Below are 21,703 nucleotides of genomic sequence, written 5' to 3'. Positions count from 1 at the left end.
AAGCTAATACAAAAGGCAAATATTATGACGGTTAAGGCCATTTTTTTTGGATCTATCGGTACCTTAGTTGAAACCTCTGATTTACAGCGTCGTGCATTCAACCAAGCATTTGCTGAAGCTGGACTGGATTGGAACTGGAGTGCTGAAGTTTATAAGGATTTACTTACCAAGTCTGGTGGGCGTGGCCGAATTGAAGACTTTGCCACCCAGTGTGGCATGGATGTAGATGCATCACAGTTGCACCTGCGCAAGACTGAAATTTTTGATTCGTTAATGTCCAAAGAATCTTTATTATTGCGCCCAGGTGTTGCTAATATTGTTGGTCATGCAAAAGCACATAACTTGTCATTAGCTTTCGTCACCAGTACGTCTAAAGCTAATATTGATGCTGTTTTTATTGCCCTAGACGGACAGATAAAGCGGAGCGATTTTAGTTTTGTAGGCAATGATAAAATGGTGGCGACAGCTAAACCAAACCCAGATATCTACCAAAAAGCCCTTTCAGACATGAGCCTTCAAGCACAAGACTGTATAGCCATAGAAGATACAGTGGCTAGCATGGGTTCTGCTTTAGCAGCTGGTATTAGTTGTATTGCTTTTCCAGGAGCCTTTGCAGACGCACTAGATTTTAAGGGCGCTGTACTTGTCACAGATAAGCTTGCTCCTAATCATTTAATGCCCCACTAAAGTACTAAGCGGGCTTAATAGCTTAATAGCTTAATGGCGAATCGAAGCAGTGAGTGATGTGGAGCGTAATGGCTCTTCACTTCACTCAGTTATATTTTAATCCACTGGTTTATTTCACGAAGAGGTTACGAGCCACTTATTGCTGCCGCTTATTTGATATTGGAATGATGGTTTTTGGAACTTGTTGTGATGCAGATAGGGTGTCATTAGATAAGGCGAAATCATTTTTAACTGGCTATCAAAAATATATCACATTGGTAGAAGCCCAGACGAAGGCTTTGCAAAACATAGCGATTAATGTGTTAACAATACTGGGTTACGAATTTAATAAAAAATTGACTATCTAGCAGTAATACAGATAACTTAAAGTGTAGAAAATTAGTAAACAAAGAAGGAATAATCGACATTGAATCATTTAACTGAAGCCTTCGTAGGCTGTCCATATTGTGGCGAGACTATTGGCGTTTTAGTGGACCCATCAGATTTAGACCAGCAGTACATCGAAGATTGCCAAGTGTGCTGTCAGCCCATCAATTTCGTGGTGTCTGAAAGTGTTAATGGTGAAATTTCGGTCCGTGTTTATAGTGATGATGAGGCTTTTTAAAGCAGTAAAAGAAACGTTTCAAACGTTTATTTAGACGGGTAAGGTAAGTGATATGGGCATCAAAAAGGTATTTAGCAGACAATGAATAAAACCAAACCTGAAGATTATGTTCATACTGCAATAGATGCAATAGATGAAATTTATTATGAAGGCGTTAGTAAACATAAACCCAAGAATAATCCACCTTTAGCAAAAACGACGTGGAATAAACTTAATGGTTGGCAGAAGGTTTGGTTAGTCTTTGTTGTTATTCAAACGTTGATTACTGTTCTTATGAGTTTGCCAACAATGGATTTTGGCTTTGCATTTGTCATGATCATTATAATCGTGAATGTAAACTGCCTAATCTATGGTGTGGGTTTAGCTATTGCCTGGGGACTTAGACGGCTAAGAAGATCTTTCCATAGTTAACACATCTTACAGGTAGACAATTGTAGTTAAGTTTTACGCAGCGATGAAGCGGTGCTGTGTGCTCAATCATAAAGATTAGTGATCACTGGTATCGATCCAGATAGTTTTGGGCTCAGTATATTGGTCATGTGAAATCCCCTTTGTTAGCCATAATCGGTTAAACTTGGCTCATGAAAAGATTTCGTCTAACAGATACCAGTAACTATACCGACAGCCAGTATCAAGACTACATTCTGCAGGGGGTATCACGTACCTTCGCGTTAACCATTCCACAATTATCAAAAGAGCTTGTGCACGTGGTGGGCAATGCTTATTTATGGTGTCGTATGGCAGATACCATTGAAGATGATCCGCAGCTTGCCTTAGCTTTGAAAGGACATTTTAGCGACCAACTATCAGGCTTGTTAAGCAGTCAAGAGTCCACGGATGCTTGGGTGACAGAGTTACAGCCCCATTTGCACTGTGATACTGCGCCGGCTGAGCTTGATTTGATTGCCAACAGTCAGCGCATCTTGCGTTTGTTTCGCGCCTTCAGCCCAGCTCAGCAAAGCATTATTCAGCAATGTGTCGCCACTATGGTGCAAGGTATGATGCACTACCAAGCTCACCAGCCTCATTCGGGCTTGCCTAATATGCCGGCGTTTAACGACTATTGTTACCATGTAGCAGGTGTAGTAGGCGAAATGCTGACGTTGCTCTACTGCGATTACTCAAAAGGATTCAAAGACAACAAGGCCCAGCTCATGCCTTTGTCGGTGTCTTTTGGCCAAGGTTTACAAATGACCAATATTCTCAAAGATATTTGGCAAGACCAAGGCCGTGAGATTTGCTGGTTACCACAAGATGTTTTTAGTAAGTACAACATTCAATTGCAGGATTTATCTAAGCAACGCACTAACCCTGATTTTCACCAAGGCGTGAGGGAGCTTGTAGCTATTGCCCACGGGCATCTGCAAGACGCCTTAACATACACGTTACTGATCCCAAAGGCCGAGCAGGGCTACCGTAATTTTTGCTTGTGGGCTATTGGTATGGCGTTACTAACGTTAAAGAACATCTATAAGCAGCCAGATTTCCAACAAAGTTCACAAATTAAAATATCCCGTAATAAAGTTAAAACCATTTTTGTAGTGACCCACTTTATTGGTCGTAGCAATAGTTTGGTTAAGTTATTCTTTAAACGTATAGCCCGAGATTTACCTTAATAAAACAGTGTGTTTAAAACAGCTTTAGTTGGTTTTCAGCGATTACTTTTTTAGCTTTAGTTGGTCTTTTTTTTCTACTTCCCAGTTTATTATAAACAGAATTTGAGATGACTCTAAAATGGTCGCTTTTGCGCACCTTTGTGAGCTTTTCTTTGGCTTCTTTTGCTGTTGATTCATGGTCGACAATAGGGGTTGAGTAGACAGTGCCTGATAATAGTGAAGTATCATCTATTAAGTTTTTACCCCACTTCCAAGGCTCGTGAATAAAGGCATTGGAAAGGCCTTTCAACTCGGGAACCCAGTGCCTTATATAATCGCCATTTGGATCATGTTCCATTGATTGCTTAACTGGATTGTAGACACGCATGGAGTTTATGCCGGTAACACCAGATTGCATCTGCAGTTGACTATAATGAATGCCAGGCTCGTAATCGGTGAATAGACCAGCTAGATGATGGCCTACAACACGCCAATCCAACCAAAGCTGATAGCTAGCAAAGCTTACAAGCATTGCGCGCATGCGAAAAGTGATCCATCCGTGTGCAATCAAATTACGCATGCAAGCGTCAACAAATGGGTATCCAGTATGCCCTGAAGCCCAAGCTTTAAATTTCACTTCATCGTGCTGGCTCTCACGCAAGCCCTCAAAGGCAGGGTGCATGCAGTGAGTTTCAATGGAGGGTTGGTCTTCAATTTTTTGTATAAAGTGACAGCGCCATGCAAGTCTTGAGTTAAATGCGGTTAAATTTCTACCAAAGCGCTTTTTTTCCTCGGCGTTAAATTGCTGTTTTCGCTTTTTGATTGACTGAACAACCTCTCTCACAGAGAGACTTCCCCATGCAAGGTGTGCTGATAATCTCGAACAGTAAGTAGACGACAAACCTGGCGCAGAAATATGGTAGAGGTATTGACTGGAACGATGTTTTAAAAACCCTCTCAAATCCTCTACTGCTCTTATGCGGCCGCCTTGTTGCACGGTGCCTACGAAACTTTCGCCAAACATAGTATGGTCTTTATCTGGTAAAGGGTGTGAAGAGTATGTGGATAGTAGGGGAAGGCTAAAAGGTTTTGGTGCGATTTTTTGAGCCATACGCTTATTGCGAATAGCTGACCAATCATCACGAGAACTGAGCCTTCTAACTACGCCATTAAGAGGGTACTCATGCAGTGGAATATTCAAGGTAGAGCATAATTTGTTAACACTAACGTCTCTACGATAGGTCCAAAGATTCCCCGCTTCCTCGTGTGCGTATATCGCTTGAATATTATATTGTGAATGTAGGTGTGTGATGACGTCACAAACTTCACCCACTTGAACGATAAGAGGTTGGCCCAGTTGTGTTAAAGCAATATTAAGGTCTGATAGGCAGTCATAAATGAAATGCCAATGACGACGAGAGCTAAAGCCTTGCTGCCAATAACCAGGCTCCACCACATACAGCGGCAACACCGGTATGCCTGAATTAGATGCGACAAGCAACGGTTTGTGATCGTTTATACGCAGATCGCGTTTAAACCAGACAATGTTAATGGTTTCTTTCATATTAGCGGATGGGTGAATGAATCTAAATCTGAAAAGGGTACTAAGATCAGATTAATTAACATATAGGATGTGTGTTAATTCCAACATCACTCACCCTACGTTTTATATAATACTTAAATAATATACTTAAGTCTTCAGGCCATCCAGCCAAATCCCAAAAAGGTATATAACTTGGTTAGTTAATTTTCCTATGATAGCCTTATGGCACATTAAAATACTGGGGATACTATGAAAAATTCTGATAAGTTAACCCGTCGCCAATGGCTAGTCTCTTCTTTGGGGGTATTCGCCACCGCTATAGGGTTACCATTATTTGCGCAAACTAAAATACGTCGGGTACAGCCTCAGTATATTGCTACCCTTGCTCCAGGTGATGCTATGTCTGGCACAGGGGCAGAAACTTGGGGGTTATGGCGAATAGATCCTGGGCCTATTGGAGTGTGGCTGCGGTTTTATCAGCTTTTACAAAAGGCAGGCAATATTGCACCAGCTGGATGGCGCTTTGATATTAATGACTGGTGGCTTGATGAAAATGGCTTAATTATGAAAGCCCCTGAGTTTCCTATGCCAGCAGGGAAGTATTACGTTACCAATGGCGAAGATCAGATCTCTTTACTCACGGTAGAACAGCCAGATAACGAGGGTAAACAAGCTTGGTCGCTATCTGATGATAAAACCATTGCTGATGTAACTCATGGGCCGTGTCGCTCTGCGCGTTACACACCCACAGGTGCTTCGAGCACTTGCTCTCCTAAAAATGCCAGTCTTGAGGTATTTCCTCTAAAACCAGGTGAGTCTCCGCCACTTGTGTCTGGTTGTGACAGAAAAGAATATGCAGTGCTAATCATTTTTGGTTTGCCTGTTGAAGTCTAGCTTGAACAGTGCTTTTTGAGTATTATATAAATCTAATATAATGAACAAGAGAAATAACATTGAAATTTAAAACGACAATCCTTTTAGTCGCGGTCTTTGGGCTTGGTGTGCTTACAATGTGGCTTGCTCCACACTTATTAAGTGGAGACCATGATTATGCGCAGCAGATGAAGGCTCATCATGGATCAAGTGTAGATGGCCAAAAGAACCACGCCCACGATGAGATGAATATGCCAGGTCTTCAGGGACAGGACACGACTGAAAGTGAGGTCAGTGATTTAAAGGCAATATTTAAAAATCATAAAAAAATTACTCGAACTGTTAAAAATATTCCTAATGGGGTAATAACGACCACCCAAACAAAAGATGATAAATTACGTGGCGCACTGGTGAGTCATGTTGTCGCTATGGTGGCAAGGCTGGAAGAGAAGCGAGACCCTAAAATAATTATTCAAAGCCCAACACTGGATAAACTGTTTGCACAAAGTGAAGCTATCAATACGCAGATCACCATGACGGAGCTTGGTATTGTAGTTAGTCAAACATCATCAAACCCAGATGTCGTTAAAGCCCTGCAAACACACGCTGGCGAGGTTAGTGATATGGCAGAACGTGGTATGGAAGCAGTGCATGAAAGAATGTCAAATTAGGTTCTGTAAGGGCAACTTATAAGAAGTTATTAAAAACTAAGCAGTTCACAAGGTTTGATTGAAACTTGAAATCATAGCTCTTCTTGTATGTACACTTTATTAAAAGCCAGATAGCCTTTTGATGTAACTTGAAGGTGTGGTTTAAGCAACGCATGAAGGGCAGGAAGCCTGTGAAAAGGCACTGATGGAAAGGTATGGTGTTCTGTGTGATAGGCCATATTCCATGCAATTGCGCGTACAAGTCGATTGGTAAGCGTAGTGCGTGTGTTCTCAAGCATATTTGTAACCTTGGGACAGCGGCTGTGCTCAGCGAGTAAGTACAAGCGAAGAAAGGGTTGTCCTAGAATGATTGGCAGCAACCACAGATATAGCAAAGTGGCTGTGCCCAACCCAATGCTTGCTGCAAAAAGGCACAGATACATTGTGAGGTAAATTTTGGATTCCAACCTCACTTTAGCGTTCTGCGCCAAAGGGACCAAAGCAACCAAAGACTCATTGTTTTGTTGAAAAGCATTGTTACTAATGGTTTTTGCTTGACCAACCCATATTGGAATGCCAGACATATGTACTAAATATTGCACCCAATTGCCAGGCTTGGGAGTATCAATTTCTGGATCTAAACCAGGGATTTGGGTAAACCGGTGATGAGCCATATGGAAATATTTAAACCATTTAGCCGGTATAAATAAAATAAATCCACAAATGTGACCAACTACGTCATTGATCCAAATAGTACGAAAGGGTGTCTTGTGGCTGGTTTCATGTAATAGAGTGAATAAGAAAATAAGCAACACACCTTGCACTGCCATAATCGCTTGCCAATAGAGAATTTCAGATAAAATCATCACGCTACAAAGCGCAATCAAACTCACGTGTCCCATTAAATGGATCAGGCCTTTAGTGTTACTGCGCTGAGTTAATGCTGCTCGTTGGCCTGAGGTTAAAGAAGACAAAAAAGCTTTGTTATCCATAAAAATGGGTATCCTAAGTTAAATATCTTAAACCGCAGGTGTGAAAACCCAGCTAATAGAGACTTTTGTATCTTCAATTCACTGTCAAAGGTCTAAAGTTAGAGGCTATGCCTTTTTGCTACCCACGCTTGAATTAATTACTTTGTTTAGTTTTTAATTGCTCGATTTGCTCGCGTATTAATTCTGCTTCTTGGGTTTTCATAGAGTATCCCATGATATCGCCTTTGCGCTGCAGACGCAGTGCGACAAGCAAAAGATATTCGTATTGCTTTTGTAGTTTTTTGGTGGGGTCTGTCTTAAATAGTCCAAACATTTGATTTTTCTCTTAGTAATTATGACTCTAAGCTAATGGCATTAGCTTAGAGTTAGCTTTGCCAAAAACGTTTATAAGAGCGGCATAATACACCCTTTTATCCTAAACTAAATATTACTAATGTTAACGTCTGTAATACAAAAATAGGCTATTTTTGATCATCAATATTCATAAATTGCATCTCGTATATGTTGCTATTGGAGTGTTAATGTCCTTTTAACCAGATGATTTTGTTGTGTTTTAATAAATTATGTAACTAGATGTGTGCAAAGATTATTATAGGTTTTCCAGTATAGTGCTCATGGTTTTGATACGCGGATTATCATAGATTTACATAGATTTACAAATAATTTTTCAACAAAAATGTGTAGAGTCTTAGCTGTATTATTAGATGATATGCAGCAAAGGCCTAGTATTAATGGCTTAGGCGAAGGTTTTAAATATCTAAGCGTTTGATTCAAAACAAATGCTTCTTTATTAGTGTTGATACTTCTTATTACATTACTAATGTATAGTAATAGCTCAACCAATTGCTTTAAAACACTGGGTGCATCAAAACAAAGGCTGGTTAAATAGTATTTTGTGTTGATGCCGATTGTGTAAAAAATGGAAATAAAATAGTGACTGTTAACGACGATCATAAAGCATCACTACCTGATGATAACAAATCTAGTTTGTCACCCCTGCGTGTGGCGGGGTGGGTTGGGGTAGTGGTTGCTACACCGTTTTTTTTATGGGTACCACTTGGGTTCACTGGCCTCATACCATCGATGATTGAAGTCTTTGGTATTGTTGGCTTACGTATCCCAGCAGCAGTTACGATTGCAGGTTTATTAATAGCTGCAGTTGGATTTCACCGGATTTGAAGAAGGCTAATTTTTAGCCTTCACCGGATAAATGTTCATTTAACAAGTAAGGAAATTAGTATGTTCAAACTATCAGATTTATTCATCTTGCTGGCGGTTGCGGTCTCCTTTGCGGTATCTGGACTGCTTTGGTTTGAGGGCAAGCAATTAGAAGGGTTGTTCACAGCTATATGGGTGCCCTCAATTCTTGCTTTTGGTATTTACTTTAAATTATCTAGCCTATTGGCAAGGAGAGACAAATCATGATCGCTGATAACCTACTTCCCATTGCGTTTTTTGTATTCGTTATTATGCTTATAGGCCTTGTATTAACGCTAATAGAGTTTCGATATGGCGAGCCCAAACGTCAGCAAGATCAAGCAGACAAAGAGGCAAAAGCACAGGGTAAAGGCAAAACTTCTGAATAACTGTTTGGCTGCAGCATAGTACAAATTTCTGCCGTGACAAGCTTAGCTATGGCTAATTATTACGGCAGAAATTTATTAACCGCCTAGCATTAAATATCATTAAGTTTGCCATAAGCTTAATAAATAGGCGCCTGATCTAGTAATTATAAAAATTTTCTCGTTCGCCTGGGATGTTTAGGCTGCAGACATGATTTTTATAGAGATTGAATGTTCTCACTTTTGCGCCAGGGCAATGCTTTGCTTTTCTTGAGTGATGCAAAAACTAATAATGTTAGATTATAGATTTTTAGCCATTTGAATGAGCTCCTTTTTATGGGTGTGCTCATTAATGCTAATGCCTCTTCTGCCCGCAAGCGATTGTCGCAACTGCGTTTCTGATAATGCTTCTATAGCGGTGTCGGTCATATTAAGGAAATTCATTGTGCGTTGCACGGGTAAGTTTGTCGGACCAAATATAGCTTTGTTTTCGTACCCAAAATCTGCGGCGTATTGATCCATCAAATAAGTAAGAAATGTGTTGATGCTATTGTGCACTCTAGTATCATCAGTCATATCAGCGTCAGATTCAATAAGAGTCTCTCGCATGAGGTTCATCCATCGTTGGGCACCTTTTTCGTTCACCTAAAATAGATTACAGTTGCCAAATCTGAATCGGTTTAGTTGGATCGTTAGGAGCAGACAAAGAAATAATCTGTTCGATTCTATGGGCTTCAAAGGGTAAAATATTGCATTCTATTGCTTTGGTGATGTATTTATGTCGAATTTTTTCGGTCATATACCCAAGTGCTGGAGCATAGTTAGGGTAGGCTGTTTTACGCATAGGATTGAAACCTCAAAGCAATGGTTAGTAACCTATATTGGCTGCAAAACTATCAGAGGGCCTTTAGCGGCGGCCACATCTTTGCGTTCATGAGTAACAAGTAGGATGGGGATAAGTCGTTGCCTTGCTTGGTCAAACAAAAAATCACGCATAGTGTACTTTAGCTCCATATCAAGTTTGGCAAACGGCTCATCTAACAACAAAGCTTGAGGCCTAGCTAGTAGAGCCCGCATAAGCGCTACTCGGCTTTGTTGGCCTCCAGAGAGTGTCGCAGGGTTGCGATGATAAAAACCGCTCAGCTGGGCTTGTTCTAGCGCTTGTTCTATTTCTAATTTGCGTTTTTTAGCGCCTACCACACTTGAGCATAAGCCAAATGCTAAGTTATCACCTACGCTTAAGTGCGGAAATAGCAAAGGGTCTTGAAACAAAACCCCAATCTGGCGCTTAGAAGCAATAAGATTTTTTACCGACTTTCCATTTAATAAAATATCACCGGCAATACCAAAATGAGTATCTAAGTGTCCACCTATAGCGTTAAGCAAGGTTGATTTGCCAACGCCTGAAGGCCCCATTACACAGGCCACTTCTCCTTTTTCAACCACCAGGTTTACTGGTGAAAACAAGGCAGAGTTGTCGGATAAGGTGGCGCAAAGACTGCGTAACTCTAAACTCAAAACAGTAATCCCGTGTTATTTTATAATTTTTTTAAAGCCATTAATCGGGGTAAATAAATAGCTAACATATATGCCAATATAGGCACTAAGGCTTGTAGCAGCCCGTAGACTCCAACCAGCCGTCTATCAGCACCTGACGCTAAGCTGACGGCCTGTGTGGTAAGAGTTTCTATCTTACCAGCGCCTATCATTAATGTGGGTAAATATTGGCCGATAGATACCGCTATTCCAATCGCCCAGGCCAACAGCAATGGTTGTAATAATAAAGTAAGCTTGATGCGCCAAAAGCAGCCCCAGGTTGATGTGCCTAAGCTAGCAGCCACCTGCAAGTAACGTCTGTCTATAGCCCGCCAAGAATCTATCAAACTTAACATTACATAAGGGAATACAAATAATAAGTGAGCCCAAATGACAGCGCCCATACCACCGTTAAGTCCAATACGTAAAAACCCCACTTTTAAACCGTATAAAAACGCAATCTGTGGAACGAGTAAGGGTAAGTATATAAACCACAATGTTAAACGAGAAAGGTAGCCACCAAATCGGTCTTGTACTTCTAGCCATGCGACAGCAAAAATAACGGCGATAGCGCTACTTCCAAGTGCCAAAATGATGCTGTGTTGCAGTGCTAAAGGCCAGTGTGTGATTAGTTTTAACCAATAACTGTATGACCAGCTTGTGGGTAGGGCATCTGGAAATGACCAACGCCAAGTAAACGACCAAATCAACAATACCACTAATGACAAAAAACCTAGAAGAAGAGACATTGGCAGTGCTGTTGCTAAAGCAGTAGACACTAACCTCCAATGCTTTCCACGTGCACCTGATCTAGTAGCAATTTTGGTAACAGCCATGATTATTACGATCGCTATTTCCCAAACAAAAACACTTAAAATCATTAGCCCAGCTAGCCCTATTGCCGCTGCAGAAGCGGGCAATAACATGGCAACGTTGGCATCGTTATACCAGCGCATTGTAGCTAAAGCTAAAGTAGGAGGAGTATTAGGGCCTAATATTAAAGCCATATCTACAGTTGAAAGGGCATAAACCAAAACTACCAATACGGGTAAGCGAATTAATGGGTATAGTTGAGGGATAATGATTTTATACCATGCATTGGCATAGCTATAACCCATGCTTTGGGCGATGGATAGTTGTTTAGATAAATTAATTTGTTTAAGGGCCACAAGGCTTATAAGCCATAAAAATGGTAGCTCCTTGATAATCAGCCCAAGTGTTAGGCTCAAGCCCCATAAGTCTTGCACTGTCGTCAAGTTTGGCGGCAATTGCCATGTGGTTAACCAAGGGCTAAACAGGCGAGTTAACCAACCAGACGGTGCTAGCAAAAAAGTTAAGCCTATTGCTATTGCAGCATGAGGGGCAGCTAAAATAGGTACTAACATGGGAGCGATAAATGGTTTTAATTTACTAAATAAGAATGACTTTTCAGACGTATTGTAAACCCATGCACAGCCAAAAATGGTTAAAATTAAGCCTGTACTAGTGGCCAAAAAACCACTCACTAAAGTAAGCTGTAAACTAGTGGTAAAGCCTGGCAGTTGAAACAGCTGCTGCCAAGCAGTTAAATTAAAATCGTGTTTTCCAAGCACGGGCAAAATGCCAAAGGCAGCACGGGTGGTCTCACCTAGGCCTGTCACGACAGGGGCCAATATACCCATCACTAGTATGGCCAGCATTGTCCACTTTGGCCATTGTATAGAAAATGTCACAGGTAATATTAGTCCCTTTGTTATGTATGCTAACAGTGTATTATTGGCTGTATCGCTCACTCCAGTGCTGTTTCAATAGCTCAGTCCAGCTGGAGTGAGGCTCTAAAAGAGTAGGGCCTAATTCTACCAAAGTTGGCAGTGCTTCAGAAGTAGGTAAGGCAGAAAAAGCCATTGTATGTTGATGACTTATTTTGTTGGTATCTAACACTGAAAAACTACCTAACACATCGATATTTTGCATATGAGCTTGGGTTTCAGGTTGTAGCAAAAAGTTGGCTACCACCTTCGCTGCTGCAGTATGGCTGGCATTGTAGGGAATAGCGACAAAGCTAATGTTGCCTAATGAACCTTCGCTGGGCACTAGTACGCGGGCGCTTGGAGGTAATAATCCACTAGCTATTCCCGCGGCTGCTGCTCCTGGGTCAAATGCCATAGCAATATCAACGACGCCATCACTGAGCATTTGTTGTTGAATGGCCTCATTTTCTGGAAAACTTGTACCTTCACGCCATAAATACGGCTTTATTGAATCATACCACTCCCATAACGGCGCGCTAGCTTTTTCAAACGACACCTTTGAGGCCTCTTGCTGCAATACGCTAGTATCAGGTGTTAGCTCTATCAAAGCTTGCTTTAAAAAAGTGGTGCCCATAAAGTTACTTACTACTGGGTGAGTTAGGCGCCCTGGATTTTGTTGTGCCCATGTAAGCATTTGTGACATAGATTTTGGTGAATTTTTAACGCGATCACTATCTACGATAAATACAAAACGAGCTAGCCTCCATGGAACCTCTAAACCATCTACGGCCTCTGTGAAGTCTACAGTGGCGGCAGATCCAATGCTTAGGTCAAGGTATTGAGCATTGGGCAAATTTTTAACAAAAGGCCCATGTAATAGATTTTGTTGTTTCATAGCCAAAAAATTAGGCCCATTGATCCAGATCATATCCACAGCCCCCTTGGTGTTTTCTCCAGCTGCCTTTTCAGCCAATACTTGAGTGACTGCTTCAGAGGTTGACGAGAGCTTAACCTGTTGCACTTTTACGTCATATAAAGAGTCAGTTTGCTCACCCACCCAAGAAATGAAGTCGTTAGTGCGTGTATCGCCGCCCCAGGCATGCCAATAAACAGTGTCGCCTGCGGCTTGATCCAGTGTGTCTTGCCATTGGTCGCTGTAACTTGGTTGGCTAAAAAGCCCTATGCTTAAGGCCGAATAAATAGCCATTAATCTTATGGATCGTAAGTAATTTAAAGGTGTAGTCATTAAGATGGTCTCCAATAATAAATAGGTTGTGACAAACTAATCAGCCAGCATACGCCAACCTTGTAACCAGCGACTTAAGGTTGTAAGAGTGCATGCACAAGCAAAAATGTAGGCAAAAGTGCTAAAAAGATTCGGCCATAGGCAAACGATCACAAATAAAGCAATGGTTTCAGCTCCTTCAGTAAGGCCTCCTAGGTAATAGATACCTTTACTGGAGAAGTTTTGTGATGTTAGTTTACGTTTTTCTGCCATTAACGAAAAGGCTAAAAACGATGATCCAGTGCCTATAAACGCCGCTAATAGTGTGGCAGAAGCTAGAGCGTTTTCTGTGCTATTGGCAAATGCAAAGGCCAGAGGTATCAGGGCATAAAAGACAAAATCTAAGGCAATGTCTAAAAATGCACCGCGATCAGTTGTTTGGGTTAAGCGAGCAACTTGGCCATCTATACCATCAAAAACTCTATTAATTAAAATAAAAACTAATGCCCATAAATAATGTTCAGTGGCTATGAGGGGTAAAGCCACTAGACCTATTAAAAACCCAGCAATAGTGACCTGATCTGCACGTATGCCTAAACTTATAAAAAGGGTAGCTATAGGATGTAGCAATTTATGTTGCAAGGGAAGTAAGTGTGCATCAATCATGATCTGCGCCACGTATGATAACGCTCTAACCAATGCATTACCCTAGGGTTTACCTGTGTACGTTTCCATTGTCCAGCCACATATTTGTTAGCTTCTGCCATCGTAGGGTAGGTGTGAATAGTGCCAAGAATTTTGCTTAAACCAAGGTTGTATTTCATGGCCAGAACAAATTCTGCTATTAATTCAGCTGCTTGAGCACCTACAATAGTAACACCTAGTATTTTATCTTTACCCGGCACTGTTAACACTTTTACAAAACCAGCTGCAGACCCCTCGGCAATGGCTCGGTCTAAATCATCTATGCCGTAGCGAGTCACTTCATAGCTAATATTTTGTGTGATAGCTTCTTGTTCATTGAGTCCAACTCTTGCCACTTCAGGGTCTACAAACGTAGCCCATGGGATAACACGGTAATCTACTTTAAAGCGTTTAAGTTGGCCAAATAGCGCATTAACACTAGCGTACCATGCTTGGTGAGCCGCTGTATGAGTGAATTGATAAGGCCCTGCAACATCACCTGCAGCATATATATTTGGATATAATGTTTCTAAATAATCATTGGTTTGGACCACTTTATTAGTAGGTATTTCCAGCTCCTCTAGGCCAAAGCCACTTAATCTTGGAGCGCGTCCTACAGCGACGATGATTTGGTCAAACTCAATACGGCTAGTTGTATCTCCACATATAACCTCAATCCACTTTACATCAACTATTGATTTATTTTCTTGAACATTATTGGTCATGTCTTTGCTTGCGACTTTACTCACACCACATGTTAAGGCCTTGTGCCCCGTAAGCACGGTCACTCCATCCTGCTCTAAGGTCTGTTTTACAAACAATGACACGTCTTCATCTTCACGAATCATCAGTCGCTCTAGCATTTCTATTTGAGTAACCTGTGATCCTAAGCGTGCAAAAGCTTGTGTAAGTTCGCAGCCGATAGGGCCTCCACCAAGCACTACTAAACGCTTGGGAGCGCATTCGTCGTTGCGCAGATGCTCCCATAATGTATCTGATGTGAGATAACCTGTGGCTTCTAACCCAGGTAAGGGTGGCACGAATGGTGCTGCACCGGAGGCAATGATGATGCTGCGGCTAGTAAGCTCTGTAATGCTGCCGTTGGTATGGGTGATTTGCACACACCAAGGGGTGATTACTTTGGCATGACCTTCTAATACCTCTACGCCCATTGATTGATAACGTTCCACACTATCGTGAGGGGCAATAGCTGCAATCACTTCATGTATGCGTTGCATTACGTTACTAAAGTTAAATGTGGGTTTGAATGAGGAAAGGCCATAGCTATGGGCATGCTTTATTTGGTGTGCAATTTTTGCACTTTTAATAAGTGCTTTAGAAGGTACGCAGCCGTAGTTAAGGCAGTCTCCACCCATTTTATGGACTTCTATTAACGTGACCTTAGCTTTCACCACAGCAGCTATATAGGCTGACACTAGGCCTGCCGCGCCGGCGCCTATAATAATGACATTTCGGTCAAAGCTTTTGGGCTTATCCCATTTTGCATACAGGCTTCTGCGCTGATAAAGGCTTAAAGCCATGCGCGCTAACCATGGTAGTAACGCCAATATGACAAACGACATGACTAGCTCTGGAGATGTGATGTCAGCTAAACTGTTGAGTTTTGATAACTGGGTGCCTGCATTAACGTATACGATGGTGCCTAATAACATACCTATTTGACTCACCCAATAAAAACGCCATGTTTTCATCGCGCTCAAGCCCATTAATAGGTTAACAGCAAAAAACGGCAGCGCTGGTATCAGGCGAAGGCTAAACAAATAAAAACCACCATCTTTTTCTAGCCCAGCATCGATGGTGTGAATATATTTCCCTAGTTTTGTTCTCACCCAATCTCGTAAAAAATATCGTGACGATAAAAATGCGAGTGTAGCGCCTATGCTTGAGGCAAAGGAAACCATTAATACACCGCCCCAAAGGCCAAACAATGCACCAGCAGCCAAGGTCATCCAGACTGCAAGGGGTAGGGAGGTTGCAGTAATAATGACATACACAGAAAAAAACACGCCTGCAAAAATGGCAGAATTTTGTTGGTGCCATTGCCTAACATCAGCAATGATCATCTGCATACGCTCTAGATCTATTGACTGATCATTTAAATAAAATAACAAGGTTCCAATAAAGCTAATAAGTAAAAGTAATAAAATAGGTTTATATAGGTTGGATCTTGGTTTATTCATAATTAAGTTTACTCAACTAGGGCGTAATAAAGCAGTATATATAATACAGGCTCGTAACAACAACGAAGAATTCTTTTTATAGGCCTGTATTATAAGATATTTTCAATTAGAAAAATCACGTTATTATAATATTAGTATTATTATGCACCTGCCTCAAAGCCATGCGAGTTTGTGTGCCTACGACGCCTGGCAAGCGTAGTATTTTTTTGTAATATAATTCTTCATAATCTTTTGCGTCTGTATAAACAACCTTTAACATGAAGTCATTATCTCCAGCCATCAAATAACATTCCATTACTTGTTCAAGTTTAGCTACGGCAATCTCAAACTCATCAAACACGGCCTCACTTTGCTTATCTAAGCTGATAAAGATGAAGGCTGTGCCTTGCACATGAAATAGTTCTCTGTTGAGTAACCCAACAAATTTATCAAACACACCCGCATCGAGCAGAAACTTAGTGCGCCGCAAACATGCAGAAGGAGATAGGCATATCTGTTCTGCTAACTCCACATTACTTAAACGGGCATTAGTTTGTAGTGCATTAACGATTTTCTTATCAATCTGATCAAGTTCTATATCCTCAATTGAATTAAGTTTCATGAGTACCTTTTTTTGTATAATTAAATTCACTAATCTCGTCACATATACGTAAATATAACAAGATAATTCGCTAAAAACATCATTAAACTAAAACTTAATTCGATTGACATATTTTTTTAATGTGTCGAAATTACTATCAAATAAAAGGGCTGTGTAATGTTAATTGGCGTACCTAAAGAAATTAAAAACCATGAATATCGCGTGGGTATGACTCCAGCGAGTGTGCGTGAGCTTGTACATGCAGGCCATAGCGTTATAGTAGAAACGCTTGCAGGCAGTGGGATTGGCTCAGCTGACAGTGACTATATTGCTGCAGGTGGAGAGATTGTTGAAAGTGCTATGCAGGTTTTTGCTCGTGCACAGATGATTGTAAAAGTAAAAGAACCTCAAGCAGGCGAAATAGCCATGTTGCGGGCTAATCAACTACTCTTTACTTATTTACACTTGGCCCCGGATGCTGCTCAGACTGCGGGTTTAGTGGCATCGGGTGCAACCTGCATAGCATACGAAACCATCACCAGTGCTAGTGGTGGGTTGCCATTGCTTGCGCCTATGTCTGAAGTGGCTGGACGCATGTCGATTCAAGCGGGCGCTCATGTGCTTGAGAAAGCTCAAGGTGGCCGCGGTATGTTACTCGGTGGAGTGCCAGGTGTAGCTCCTGCTAAGGTGGTTATAATAGGTGGTGGTGTGGTCGGTTCAAATGCAGCCCAAATGGCTTTAGGCGCACGGGCTCAAGTGACTGTACTTGACCGTTCTACCCAGGCTTTGGCGCGCTTGGATAAAGAGTTTAATGGTGCTGTACAAACTGTTTACTCCACACAGGATAGTTTGGAGAAATATGTGCTAGATGCAGATTTAGTTATTGGTGGCGTATTAATTCCAGGTGCTGCGGCACCCAAGTTGGTTACCAAAGCGATGGTCAAGGCGATGAAGCCTGGTTCTGTCCTTGTGGATGTAGCAATCGATCAGGGAGGCTGTTTTGCTACATCTAAGGCTACTACTCACGAACACCCCACATACGTTGTAGATGAAGTAGTGCACTACTGTGTTGCCAATATGCCAGGTGGCGTGGCAATGACATCTACTTACGCACTTAACAACGCAACTTTGCCATATATTTTAAAGCTGGCTAACATGGGTTGGAAGAGTGCGCTAAAACAAGATGTGCACTTTTTAGCTGGACTAAATGTTCATGCTGGTTATGTAACTAATGAGCATGTAGCAAAGGCATTGGATTATCAGTATATCGCTCCTGAAACATTGTTAAGTGATGCTCTAGCATAATCTTTAAGCTAACTATTAATGTTTAATGCCCCTTTTCTAGGGGTAAAATGCTCATGTATATTGGCTAGAGCCCGTTTTTTAGTAAAAATAGGCTTCCATTTATGCTTATGGCTTGACTATTAGCCGCTAAATACGGAAAATTCCGCTTTTGATTTCGCCTATAACTGCCATAATTTTGGTAAAAGTCTGTTAAGGATTTAATTTAGGCAAGACTTTAGTAGAGCGGGCCTGATTAAGGCGTGTTCATTTGATAATTAATGAGGCATTTAAATGCAAGTTTCTGTTGAAGCGACTACCAGCATCGAACGACGTTTAACCGTAACAGTACCTTCTGAGCAAATTGATAGCGCAGTCGATAAAAAGGTTAACGAAACCGCTAAAACGATCCGTATTGACGGCTTCCGTCCGGGTAAAGTACCGACCAAGGTTGTCAAAAAACGTTACGGTGCTAGTATCCGTCAGGACGTATTAGGCGATGTTATTCAGTCGAGCTACTTTGAAGCCTTGCAACAGGAAAATATTAAACCTGCAGGCATGCCTAATATTGAACCTAAAGAAGATGCTGGTGAAGGTGAGTTTAGCTACACTGCTGTGGTTGAGATTTACCCTGAAATAACTTTGTCTGATGCATCAGGTATTAGTGTTGAGCGTATGGCATCTAGCATTGAAGATGCTGATGTTGAAACCATGATTGATGTATTACTTAGCCAGCAAACACAATGGACTGAAGTTCAACGTGCAGCTGCAGATACTGATCAAGTTAATATTGACTTTGAAGGCTATCTAGACGGTGAAGCATTCGATGGTGGAGCAGCACAAGGGCATGATCTAGTATTAGGCTCTAACAGTATGATTCCAGGCTTTGAAGCAGGAATTTTAGGTATGGAAGCTGGCATAGACAAAGATATCAAAGTGACCTTCCCTGAAGATTACAATGCTGAACAGCTAGCTGGCAAAGAAGCCACATTCACTATTAAAATGAACACAGTTAGCGAAGCGACTAAACCTGAACTAAACGAAGAGTTTTTTGCTCGCTTTAACCCTAAAGAAGAGGGTGAAGCTGGCTTTCGCGCTGAAATCCGTTCAAATATGACTCGTGAGATGAACCAAGCACTTAAATCTAAGCTAAAAAATAGCTTGTTAAATGCATATCTAGAAATTAACTCTTTCGATATCCCTAAAGCTCTAGTTACTGAAGAGTTGGGTCGCTTAAAGAAGCAAGCTTTACAGCAATTTGGTGGTGGAAATGAAAGTCTAGACCCTAGCATTTTGCCAGACGAAATGTTCCAAGATCAAGCTGATAAGCGTGTTAAAATTGGTTTGTTGGCTGCTGAAATTATTCAGCAAAATGAATTTAAGGCTGATGAAGATAAAGTTAAGGCGTTAGTTGCTGAAATGGCTCAAGGTTACCAAGATCCGCAAGAATTCATTGATTATTATATGAACAATGCAGAGCAACGTAGTCAGTTAGATGGCGTTGTATTGGAAGACCAGGTGGTTGAACATTTGTTGGCTGCGGCTACCATCACCGAAGTTGTAGTAGATTACAAAACAGCTGTTGAGCCAGAAGGCAAAGACGTTGCAGGTGATGAAGAAGCGTCAAGTGAAGAAGCGTAATACTTCTTTGCGTCTGTTATAGCCTCATCGGGCTTGAACAGATCAGCGGTATGGGTTACTTTGATGTGATCCATGCCGTTTTTTTTGCATGTTAATTGATTAAATTTGTCTTTTAGCAAGCCTAGACCTTGGCATTTACCAGATGCGCCACTATATAATAGCGTCACGGTCTGTAATATTTTTATGTATTGGAGTTGTAGCGACAATGAGTTTTTCTTTTCCTCCACAAATGGGGCTAAGCCCTCAGTTAAACAAAGAGTTAAGCGCCTTAGTGCCTATGGTAGTTGAACAAACTTCTCGTGGTGAACGCTCTTACGATATTTATTCACGTCTACTTAAAGAACGGGTGATTTTTTTAGTGGGTCAAGTAGAAGATCATATGGCCAATTTGGTCGTTGCCCAGCTTTTGTTTTTAGAAGCAGAGAACCCAGATAAAGACATTCATCTTTACATAAACTCTCCGGGTGGTTCTGTGACCGCAGGCATGTCTATTTATGACACCATGCAGTTTATTAAGCCTGACGTAAGTACAATGTGTATTGGCCAAGCAGCCAGCATGGGTGCTCTACTTTTAACCGGCGGAGCCGAAGGTAAGCGATATTGCCTGCCTAACTCTCGAATGATGATTCACCAACCATTAGGTGGTTATCAGGGGCAAGCTACGGATATTGAAATTCATACTAAAGAAATTCTCAATATCCGTGATAAGTTGAATCGCATTATGTCCACACATACAGGACAAAGTTTAGAAACGATTGCAGCAGATACTGAGCGTGATAACTTTATGGAAGGTGCTCAAGCTGTAGATTATGGTTTGATAGATACTGTGCTTGATAAGCGCCCAGTTTAGAAAGTGCTAATAAAAGACTGATTTATAGTTATTGTTTGCTTAAATTTTGTCGATGATTGTATAGAAAAGATTTAACGTTAGTCCAAGATTATAGTGGACTACAAATATTGGTAATTGTATGAGCGAAGATAAAGACGAATCTGGAGAAGGTACAGGTAAGATACTTTACTGTTCCTTTTGTGGTAAAAGCCAAAACGATGTGCGCAAGCTAATTGCTGGGCCGTCAGTTTTTATATGCGATGAGTGTGTTGATCTGTGTAATGACATTATTCGAGAAGAAATTCTTGATCAAGATCAACCTGATGCAGATGAGAGTTTGCCTACTCCTAAAGAGATACGGGCAGCTTTAGAAGAGTATGTTATTGGCCAACCTAGAGCCAAAATGGTGTTGTCTGTTGCTGTTTATAACCACTACAAACGGTTGAATTATGTCGGTGGTAAAGACGATGTAGAGCTAGGCAAAAGTAATATATTACTCATTGGTCCTACAGGTAGTGGTAAAACATTATTGGCTGAAACCTTAGCTCGATTGTTGAATGTACCTTTCACTATTGCAGATGCAACCACGCTGACCGAAGCAGGTTATGTGGGTGAAGATGTAGAAAATATTATCCAAAAGCTATTGCAAAAATGCGACTACGATGTTGATAAAGCTCAGCGTGGCATTGTTTATATTGATGAAATTGATAAAATTTCTCGTAAATCAGACAACCCTTCCATCACTCGAGACGTTTCAGGAGAGGGTGTCCAACAAGCTTTGCTAAAGCTTATTGAAGGCACTGTAGCCTCTGTACCACCACAAGGTGGTCGCAAACATCCTCAGCAAGAGTTTTTGCAAGTAGACACAAGCAATATACTATTCATTTGTGGTGGCGCTTTTTCAGGCTTAGATCAAGTAATTCGGGATCGCACAGAGAAGAGTAGCATTGGTTTCTCAGCCACAGTTAAGAGCAAAGATGAGAGCAAAAATGTAGGGCAATTGTTGCATTCAGTTGAAGCGGAGGATCTTGTTAAGTTTGGCTTGATACCTGAATTTGTTGGACGTTTGCCAATGATTGCAACGCTTGAAGAGCTAGATCAAGAGGCTTTAATTCAAATTTTAACTGTACCTAAGAATTCCTTAACAAGGCAGTATCATAAGCTTTTTGAAATGGAAGATGTTGAAATTGAATTCCGTGAAGATGCTCTTAAAGCTGTAGCGCAAAAAGCTATGGAGCGTAAGACTGGCGCGCGTGGTTTGCGTTCTATTCTTGAGTCTGTACTTTTGCCTACCATGTTTGATCTTCCTGATCAGACCAATGCAGTTAAAGTTGTCGTGAATGCACAAAATATTAATGGTGAGAGTGATCCGTTAATAGTTTTGGACAAAGTGGATCTGCAAAAAACTGCATCAGACTAGCAATTAGGGCTTCGTAGTTAAAAAAACCACCTTAGGGTGGTTTTTTTGGTTTCATTTTGCTTAAAGGCTT

At 41.2% G+C, this 21,703-nt stretch carries 23 protein-coding genes; 12 read left to right on the top strand and 11 right to left on the bottom strand.

Features of this window, described 5'->3' with window-relative positions:
• The first annotated feature begins 24 nt into the window (after positions 1-24).
• From ABXT42_RS06215 to ABXT42_RS06200, 4 genes are all read left to right on the top strand, one after another.
• Entirely contained in the window at positions 25-687 is a 663-nt protein-coding gene (locus ABXT42_RS06215) for an HAD-IA family hydrolase (protein ID WP_443627287.1), read from the top strand.
• A gap of 406 nt (positions 688-1,093) precedes the next feature.
• On the top strand, positions 1,094-1,291 hold the full coding sequence (locus tag ABXT42_RS06210; RefSeq protein WP_443627286.1) for a CPXCG motif-containing cysteine-rich protein: 198 nt from the start codon (positions 1,094-1,096) through the stop codon (positions 1,289-1,291).
• A gap of 81 nt (positions 1,292-1,372) precedes the next feature.
• The gene (locus ABXT42_RS06205) at positions 1,373-1,702 is read left to right on the top strand and encodes a hypothetical protein (RefSeq protein ID WP_443627285.1); all 330 of its coding nucleotides are present in this window, start codon (positions 1,373-1,375) and stop codon (positions 1,700-1,702) included.
• A gap of 170 nt (positions 1,703-1,872) precedes the next feature.
• Entirely contained in the window at positions 1,873-2,907 is a 1,035-nt protein-coding gene (locus ABXT42_RS06200; RefSeq protein WP_443627284.1) for a phytoene/squalene synthase family protein, read from the top strand.
• A 13-nt stretch (positions 2,908-2,920) separates the two neighbouring features.
• Here ABXT42_RS06200 and ABXT42_RS06195 read toward each other — a convergent pair whose 3' ends face one another.
• Positions 2,921-4,450, bottom strand: coding sequence for a deoxyribodipyrimidine photo-lyase/cryptochrome family protein (locus tag ABXT42_RS06195; protein WP_443627283.1), 1,530 nt, complete (start codon positions 4,448-4,450; stop codon positions 2,921-2,923).
• Between the two features lie 228 nt (positions 4,451-4,678).
• Here ABXT42_RS06195 and ABXT42_RS06190 point away from each other — a divergent pair, with 228 nt between their 5' ends.
• On the top strand, positions 4,679-5,323 hold the full coding sequence (locus ABXT42_RS06190) for a hypothetical protein (protein WP_443627282.1): 645 nt from the start codon (positions 4,679-4,681) through the stop codon (positions 5,321-5,323).
• Positions 5,324-5,382: 59 nt separating this feature from the next.
• Positions 5,383-5,973, top strand: a complete 591-nt coding sequence (locus ABXT42_RS06185) for a hypothetical protein (RefSeq protein WP_443627281.1) — start codon at positions 5,383-5,385, stop codon at positions 5,971-5,973.
• Between the two features lie 71 nt (positions 5,974-6,044).
• Here the strand turns inward: ABXT42_RS06185 and ABXT42_RS06180 are convergent, their stop codons facing one another.
• Together ABXT42_RS06180 and ABXT42_RS06175 are read right to left on the bottom strand one after the other, a co-directional pair.
• Positions 6,045-6,944 (bottom strand): fatty acid desaturase, encoded by a 900-nt coding sequence (locus ABXT42_RS06180; protein ID WP_443627280.1) that lies wholly within the window; start codon positions 6,942-6,944, stop codon positions 6,045-6,047.
• 133 nt (positions 6,945-7,077) lie between these two features.
• Positions 7,078-7,257, bottom strand: coding sequence for a DUF6435 family protein (locus tag ABXT42_RS06175; protein ID WP_443627279.1), 180 nt, complete (start codon positions 7,255-7,257; stop codon positions 7,078-7,080).
• Between the two features lie 620 nt (positions 7,258-7,877).
• Here ABXT42_RS06175 and ABXT42_RS06170 point away from each other — a divergent pair.
• Positions 7,878-8,123, top strand: a complete 246-nt coding sequence (locus tag ABXT42_RS06170) for a hypothetical protein (protein WP_443627278.1) — start codon at positions 7,878-7,880, stop codon at positions 8,121-8,123.
• A 242-nt stretch (positions 8,124-8,365) separates the two neighbouring features.
• On the top strand, positions 8,366-8,530 hold the full coding sequence (locus ABXT42_RS06165; RefSeq protein WP_443627277.1) for a hypothetical protein: 165 nt from the start codon (positions 8,366-8,368) through the stop codon (positions 8,528-8,530).
• A gap of 276 nt (positions 8,531-8,806) precedes the next feature.
• Here ABXT42_RS06165 and ABXT42_RS06160 read toward each other — a convergent pair whose 3' ends face one another.
• The 8 genes from ABXT42_RS06160 to ABXT42_RS06125 form a co-directional block, all read right to left on the bottom strand.
• Positions 8,807-9,124 carry a hypothetical protein gene (locus tag ABXT42_RS06160; RefSeq protein ID WP_443627276.1) on the bottom strand — a complete coding sequence of 106 codons (318 nt, stop codon included), beginning with the start codon at positions 9,122-9,124 and terminating at the stop codon, positions 8,807-8,809.
• Between the two features lie 37 nt (positions 9,125-9,161).
• Entirely contained in the window at positions 9,162-9,350 is a 189-nt protein-coding gene (locus ABXT42_RS06155) for a hypothetical protein (RefSeq protein ID WP_443627275.1), read from the bottom strand.
• A gap of 32 nt (positions 9,351-9,382) precedes the next feature.
• Entirely contained in the window at positions 9,383-10,024 is a 642-nt protein-coding gene (locus ABXT42_RS06150) for an ATP-binding cassette domain-containing protein (RefSeq protein ID WP_443627274.1), read from the bottom strand.
• 20 nt (positions 10,025-10,044) lie between these two features.
• The gene (locus ABXT42_RS06145; RefSeq protein ID WP_443627273.1) at positions 10,045-11,754 is read right to left on the bottom strand and encodes an ABC transporter permease; all 1,710 of its coding nucleotides are present in this window, start codon (positions 11,752-11,754) and stop codon (positions 10,045-10,047) included.
• A gap of 40 nt (positions 11,755-11,794) precedes the next feature.
• On the bottom strand, positions 11,795-13,018 hold the full coding sequence (locus tag ABXT42_RS06140; RefSeq protein ID WP_443627272.1) for an ABC transporter substrate-binding protein: 1,224 nt from the start codon (positions 13,016-13,018) through the stop codon (positions 11,795-11,797).
• 36 nt (positions 13,019-13,054) lie between these two features.
• Positions 13,055-13,663 carry a CDP-alcohol phosphatidyltransferase family protein gene (locus ABXT42_RS06135; RefSeq protein WP_443627271.1) on the bottom strand — a complete coding sequence of 203 codons (609 nt, stop codon included), beginning with the start codon at positions 13,661-13,663 and terminating at the stop codon, positions 13,055-13,057.
• Positions 13,660-15,882: an FAD-dependent oxidoreductase gene (locus ABXT42_RS06130; protein WP_443627270.1), complete on the bottom strand. Its 2,223-nt coding sequence runs from the start codon at positions 15,880-15,882 to the stop codon at positions 13,660-13,662. Before ABXT42_RS06130 ends, ABXT42_RS06135 begins: the two co-directional genes overlap by 4 nt.
• 115 nt (positions 15,883-15,997) lie before the next feature.
• Positions 15,998-16,483, bottom strand: a complete 486-nt coding sequence (locus ABXT42_RS06125) for an Lrp/AsnC family transcriptional regulator (protein ID WP_443627269.1) — start codon at positions 16,481-16,483, stop codon at positions 15,998-16,000.
• 156 nt (positions 16,484-16,639) lie between these two features.
• Between ABXT42_RS06125 and ald the strand changes: the two genes are divergently transcribed.
• From ald to clpX, 4 genes are all read left to right on the top strand, one after another.
• On the top strand, positions 16,640-17,767 hold the full coding sequence (gene ald / locus ABXT42_RS06120; protein ID WP_443627268.1) for an alanine dehydrogenase: 1,128 nt from the start codon (positions 16,640-16,642) through the stop codon (positions 17,765-17,767).
• Positions 17,768-18,037: 270 nt separating this feature from the next.
• On the top strand, positions 18,038-19,384 hold the full coding sequence (gene tig, locus ABXT42_RS06115; RefSeq protein ID WP_443627267.1) for a trigger factor: 1,347 nt from the start codon (positions 18,038-18,040) through the stop codon (positions 19,382-19,384).
• Between the two features lie 229 nt (positions 19,385-19,613).
• Positions 19,614-20,234, top strand: a complete 621-nt coding sequence (gene clpP / locus ABXT42_RS06110; RefSeq protein WP_443629457.1) for an ATP-dependent Clp endopeptidase proteolytic subunit ClpP — start codon at positions 19,614-19,616, stop codon at positions 20,232-20,234.
• A 118-nt stretch (positions 20,235-20,352) separates the two neighbouring features.
• A complete protein-coding gene (gene clpX / locus ABXT42_RS06105) occupies positions 20,353-21,633 on the top strand; it encodes an ATP-dependent Clp protease ATP-binding subunit ClpX (protein ID WP_443627266.1) in 1,281 nt (426 codons plus the stop codon).
• Positions 21,634-21,703 lie beyond the last annotated feature (70 nt).

Origin of the sequence: Candidatus Njordibacter sp. Uisw_002, from assembly GCF_047730155.1 — a bacterium.
Taxonomy (GTDB): domain Bacteria; phylum Pseudomonadota; class Gammaproteobacteria; order Pseudomonadales; family Balneatricaceae; genus Njordibacter.
This window is presented reverse-complemented; position numbering and strand designations above follow the sequence as displayed.

Excerpts from the sequence above, each read along its gene's own strand:
- ABXT42_RS06215 (WP_443627287.1), top strand. The coding sequence starts at position 25 with ATGACGGTTAAGGCCATTTTTTTTGGATCTATCGGTACCTTAGTTGAA.
- ABXT42_RS06205 (WP_443627285.1), top strand. The coding sequence starts at position 1,373 with ATGAATAAAACCAAACCTGAAGATTATGTTCATACTGCAATAGATGCA.
- ABXT42_RS06200 (WP_443627284.1), top strand. The coding sequence starts at position 1,873 with ATGAAAAGATTTCGTCTAACAGATACCAGTAACTATACCGACAGCCAG.
- ABXT42_RS06195 (WP_443627283.1), bottom strand. The coding sequence starts at position 4,450 with ATGAAAGAAACCATTAACATTGTCTGGTTTAAACGCGATCTGCGTATA.
- ABXT42_RS06190 (WP_443627282.1), top strand. The coding sequence starts at position 4,679 with ATGAAAAATTCTGATAAGTTAACCCGTCGCCAATGGCTAGTCTCTTCT.
- ABXT42_RS06180 (WP_443627280.1), bottom strand. The coding sequence starts at position 6,944 with ATGGATAACAAAGCTTTTTTGTCTTCTTTAACCTCAGGCCAACGAGCA.
- ABXT42_RS06175 (WP_443627279.1), bottom strand. The coding sequence starts at position 7,257 with ATGTTTGGACTATTTAAGACAGACCCCACCAAAAAACTACAAAAGCAA.
- ABXT42_RS06165 (WP_443627277.1), top strand. The coding sequence starts at position 8,366 with ATGATCGCTGATAACCTACTTCCCATTGCGTTTTTTGTATTCGTTATT.
- ABXT42_RS06160 (WP_443627276.1), bottom strand. The coding sequence starts at position 9,124 with ATGAACCTCATGCGAGAGACTCTTATTGAATCTGACGCTGATATGACT.
- ABXT42_RS06155 (WP_443627275.1), bottom strand. The coding sequence starts at position 9,350 with ATGCGTAAAACAGCCTACCCTAACTATGCTCCAGCACTTGGGTATATG.
- ABXT42_RS06140 (WP_443627272.1), bottom strand. The coding sequence starts at position 13,018 with ATGACTACACCTTTAAATTACTTACGATCCATAAGATTAATGGCTATT.
- ABXT42_RS06135 (WP_443627271.1), bottom strand. The coding sequence starts at position 13,663 with ATGATTGATGCACACTTACTTCCCTTGCAACATAAATTGCTACATCCT.
- ABXT42_RS06130 (WP_443627270.1), bottom strand. The coding sequence starts at position 15,882 with ATGAATAAACCAAGATCCAACCTATATAAACCTATTTTATTACTTTTA.
- ABXT42_RS06125 (WP_443627269.1), bottom strand. The coding sequence starts at position 16,483 with ATGAAACTTAATTCAATTGAGGATATAGAACTTGATCAGATTGATAAG.
- ald (WP_443627268.1), top strand. The coding sequence starts at position 16,640 with ATGTTAATTGGCGTACCTAAAGAAATTAAAAACCATGAATATCGCGTG.
- tig (WP_443627267.1), top strand. The coding sequence starts at position 18,038 with ATGCAAGTTTCTGTTGAAGCGACTACCAGCATCGAACGACGTTTAACC.
- clpP (WP_443629457.1), top strand. The coding sequence starts at position 19,614 with ATGGGGCTAAGCCCTCAGTTAAACAAAGAGTTAAGCGCCTTAGTGCCT.
- clpX (WP_443627266.1), top strand. The coding sequence starts at position 20,353 with ATGAGCGAAGATAAAGACGAATCTGGAGAAGGTACAGGTAAGATACTT.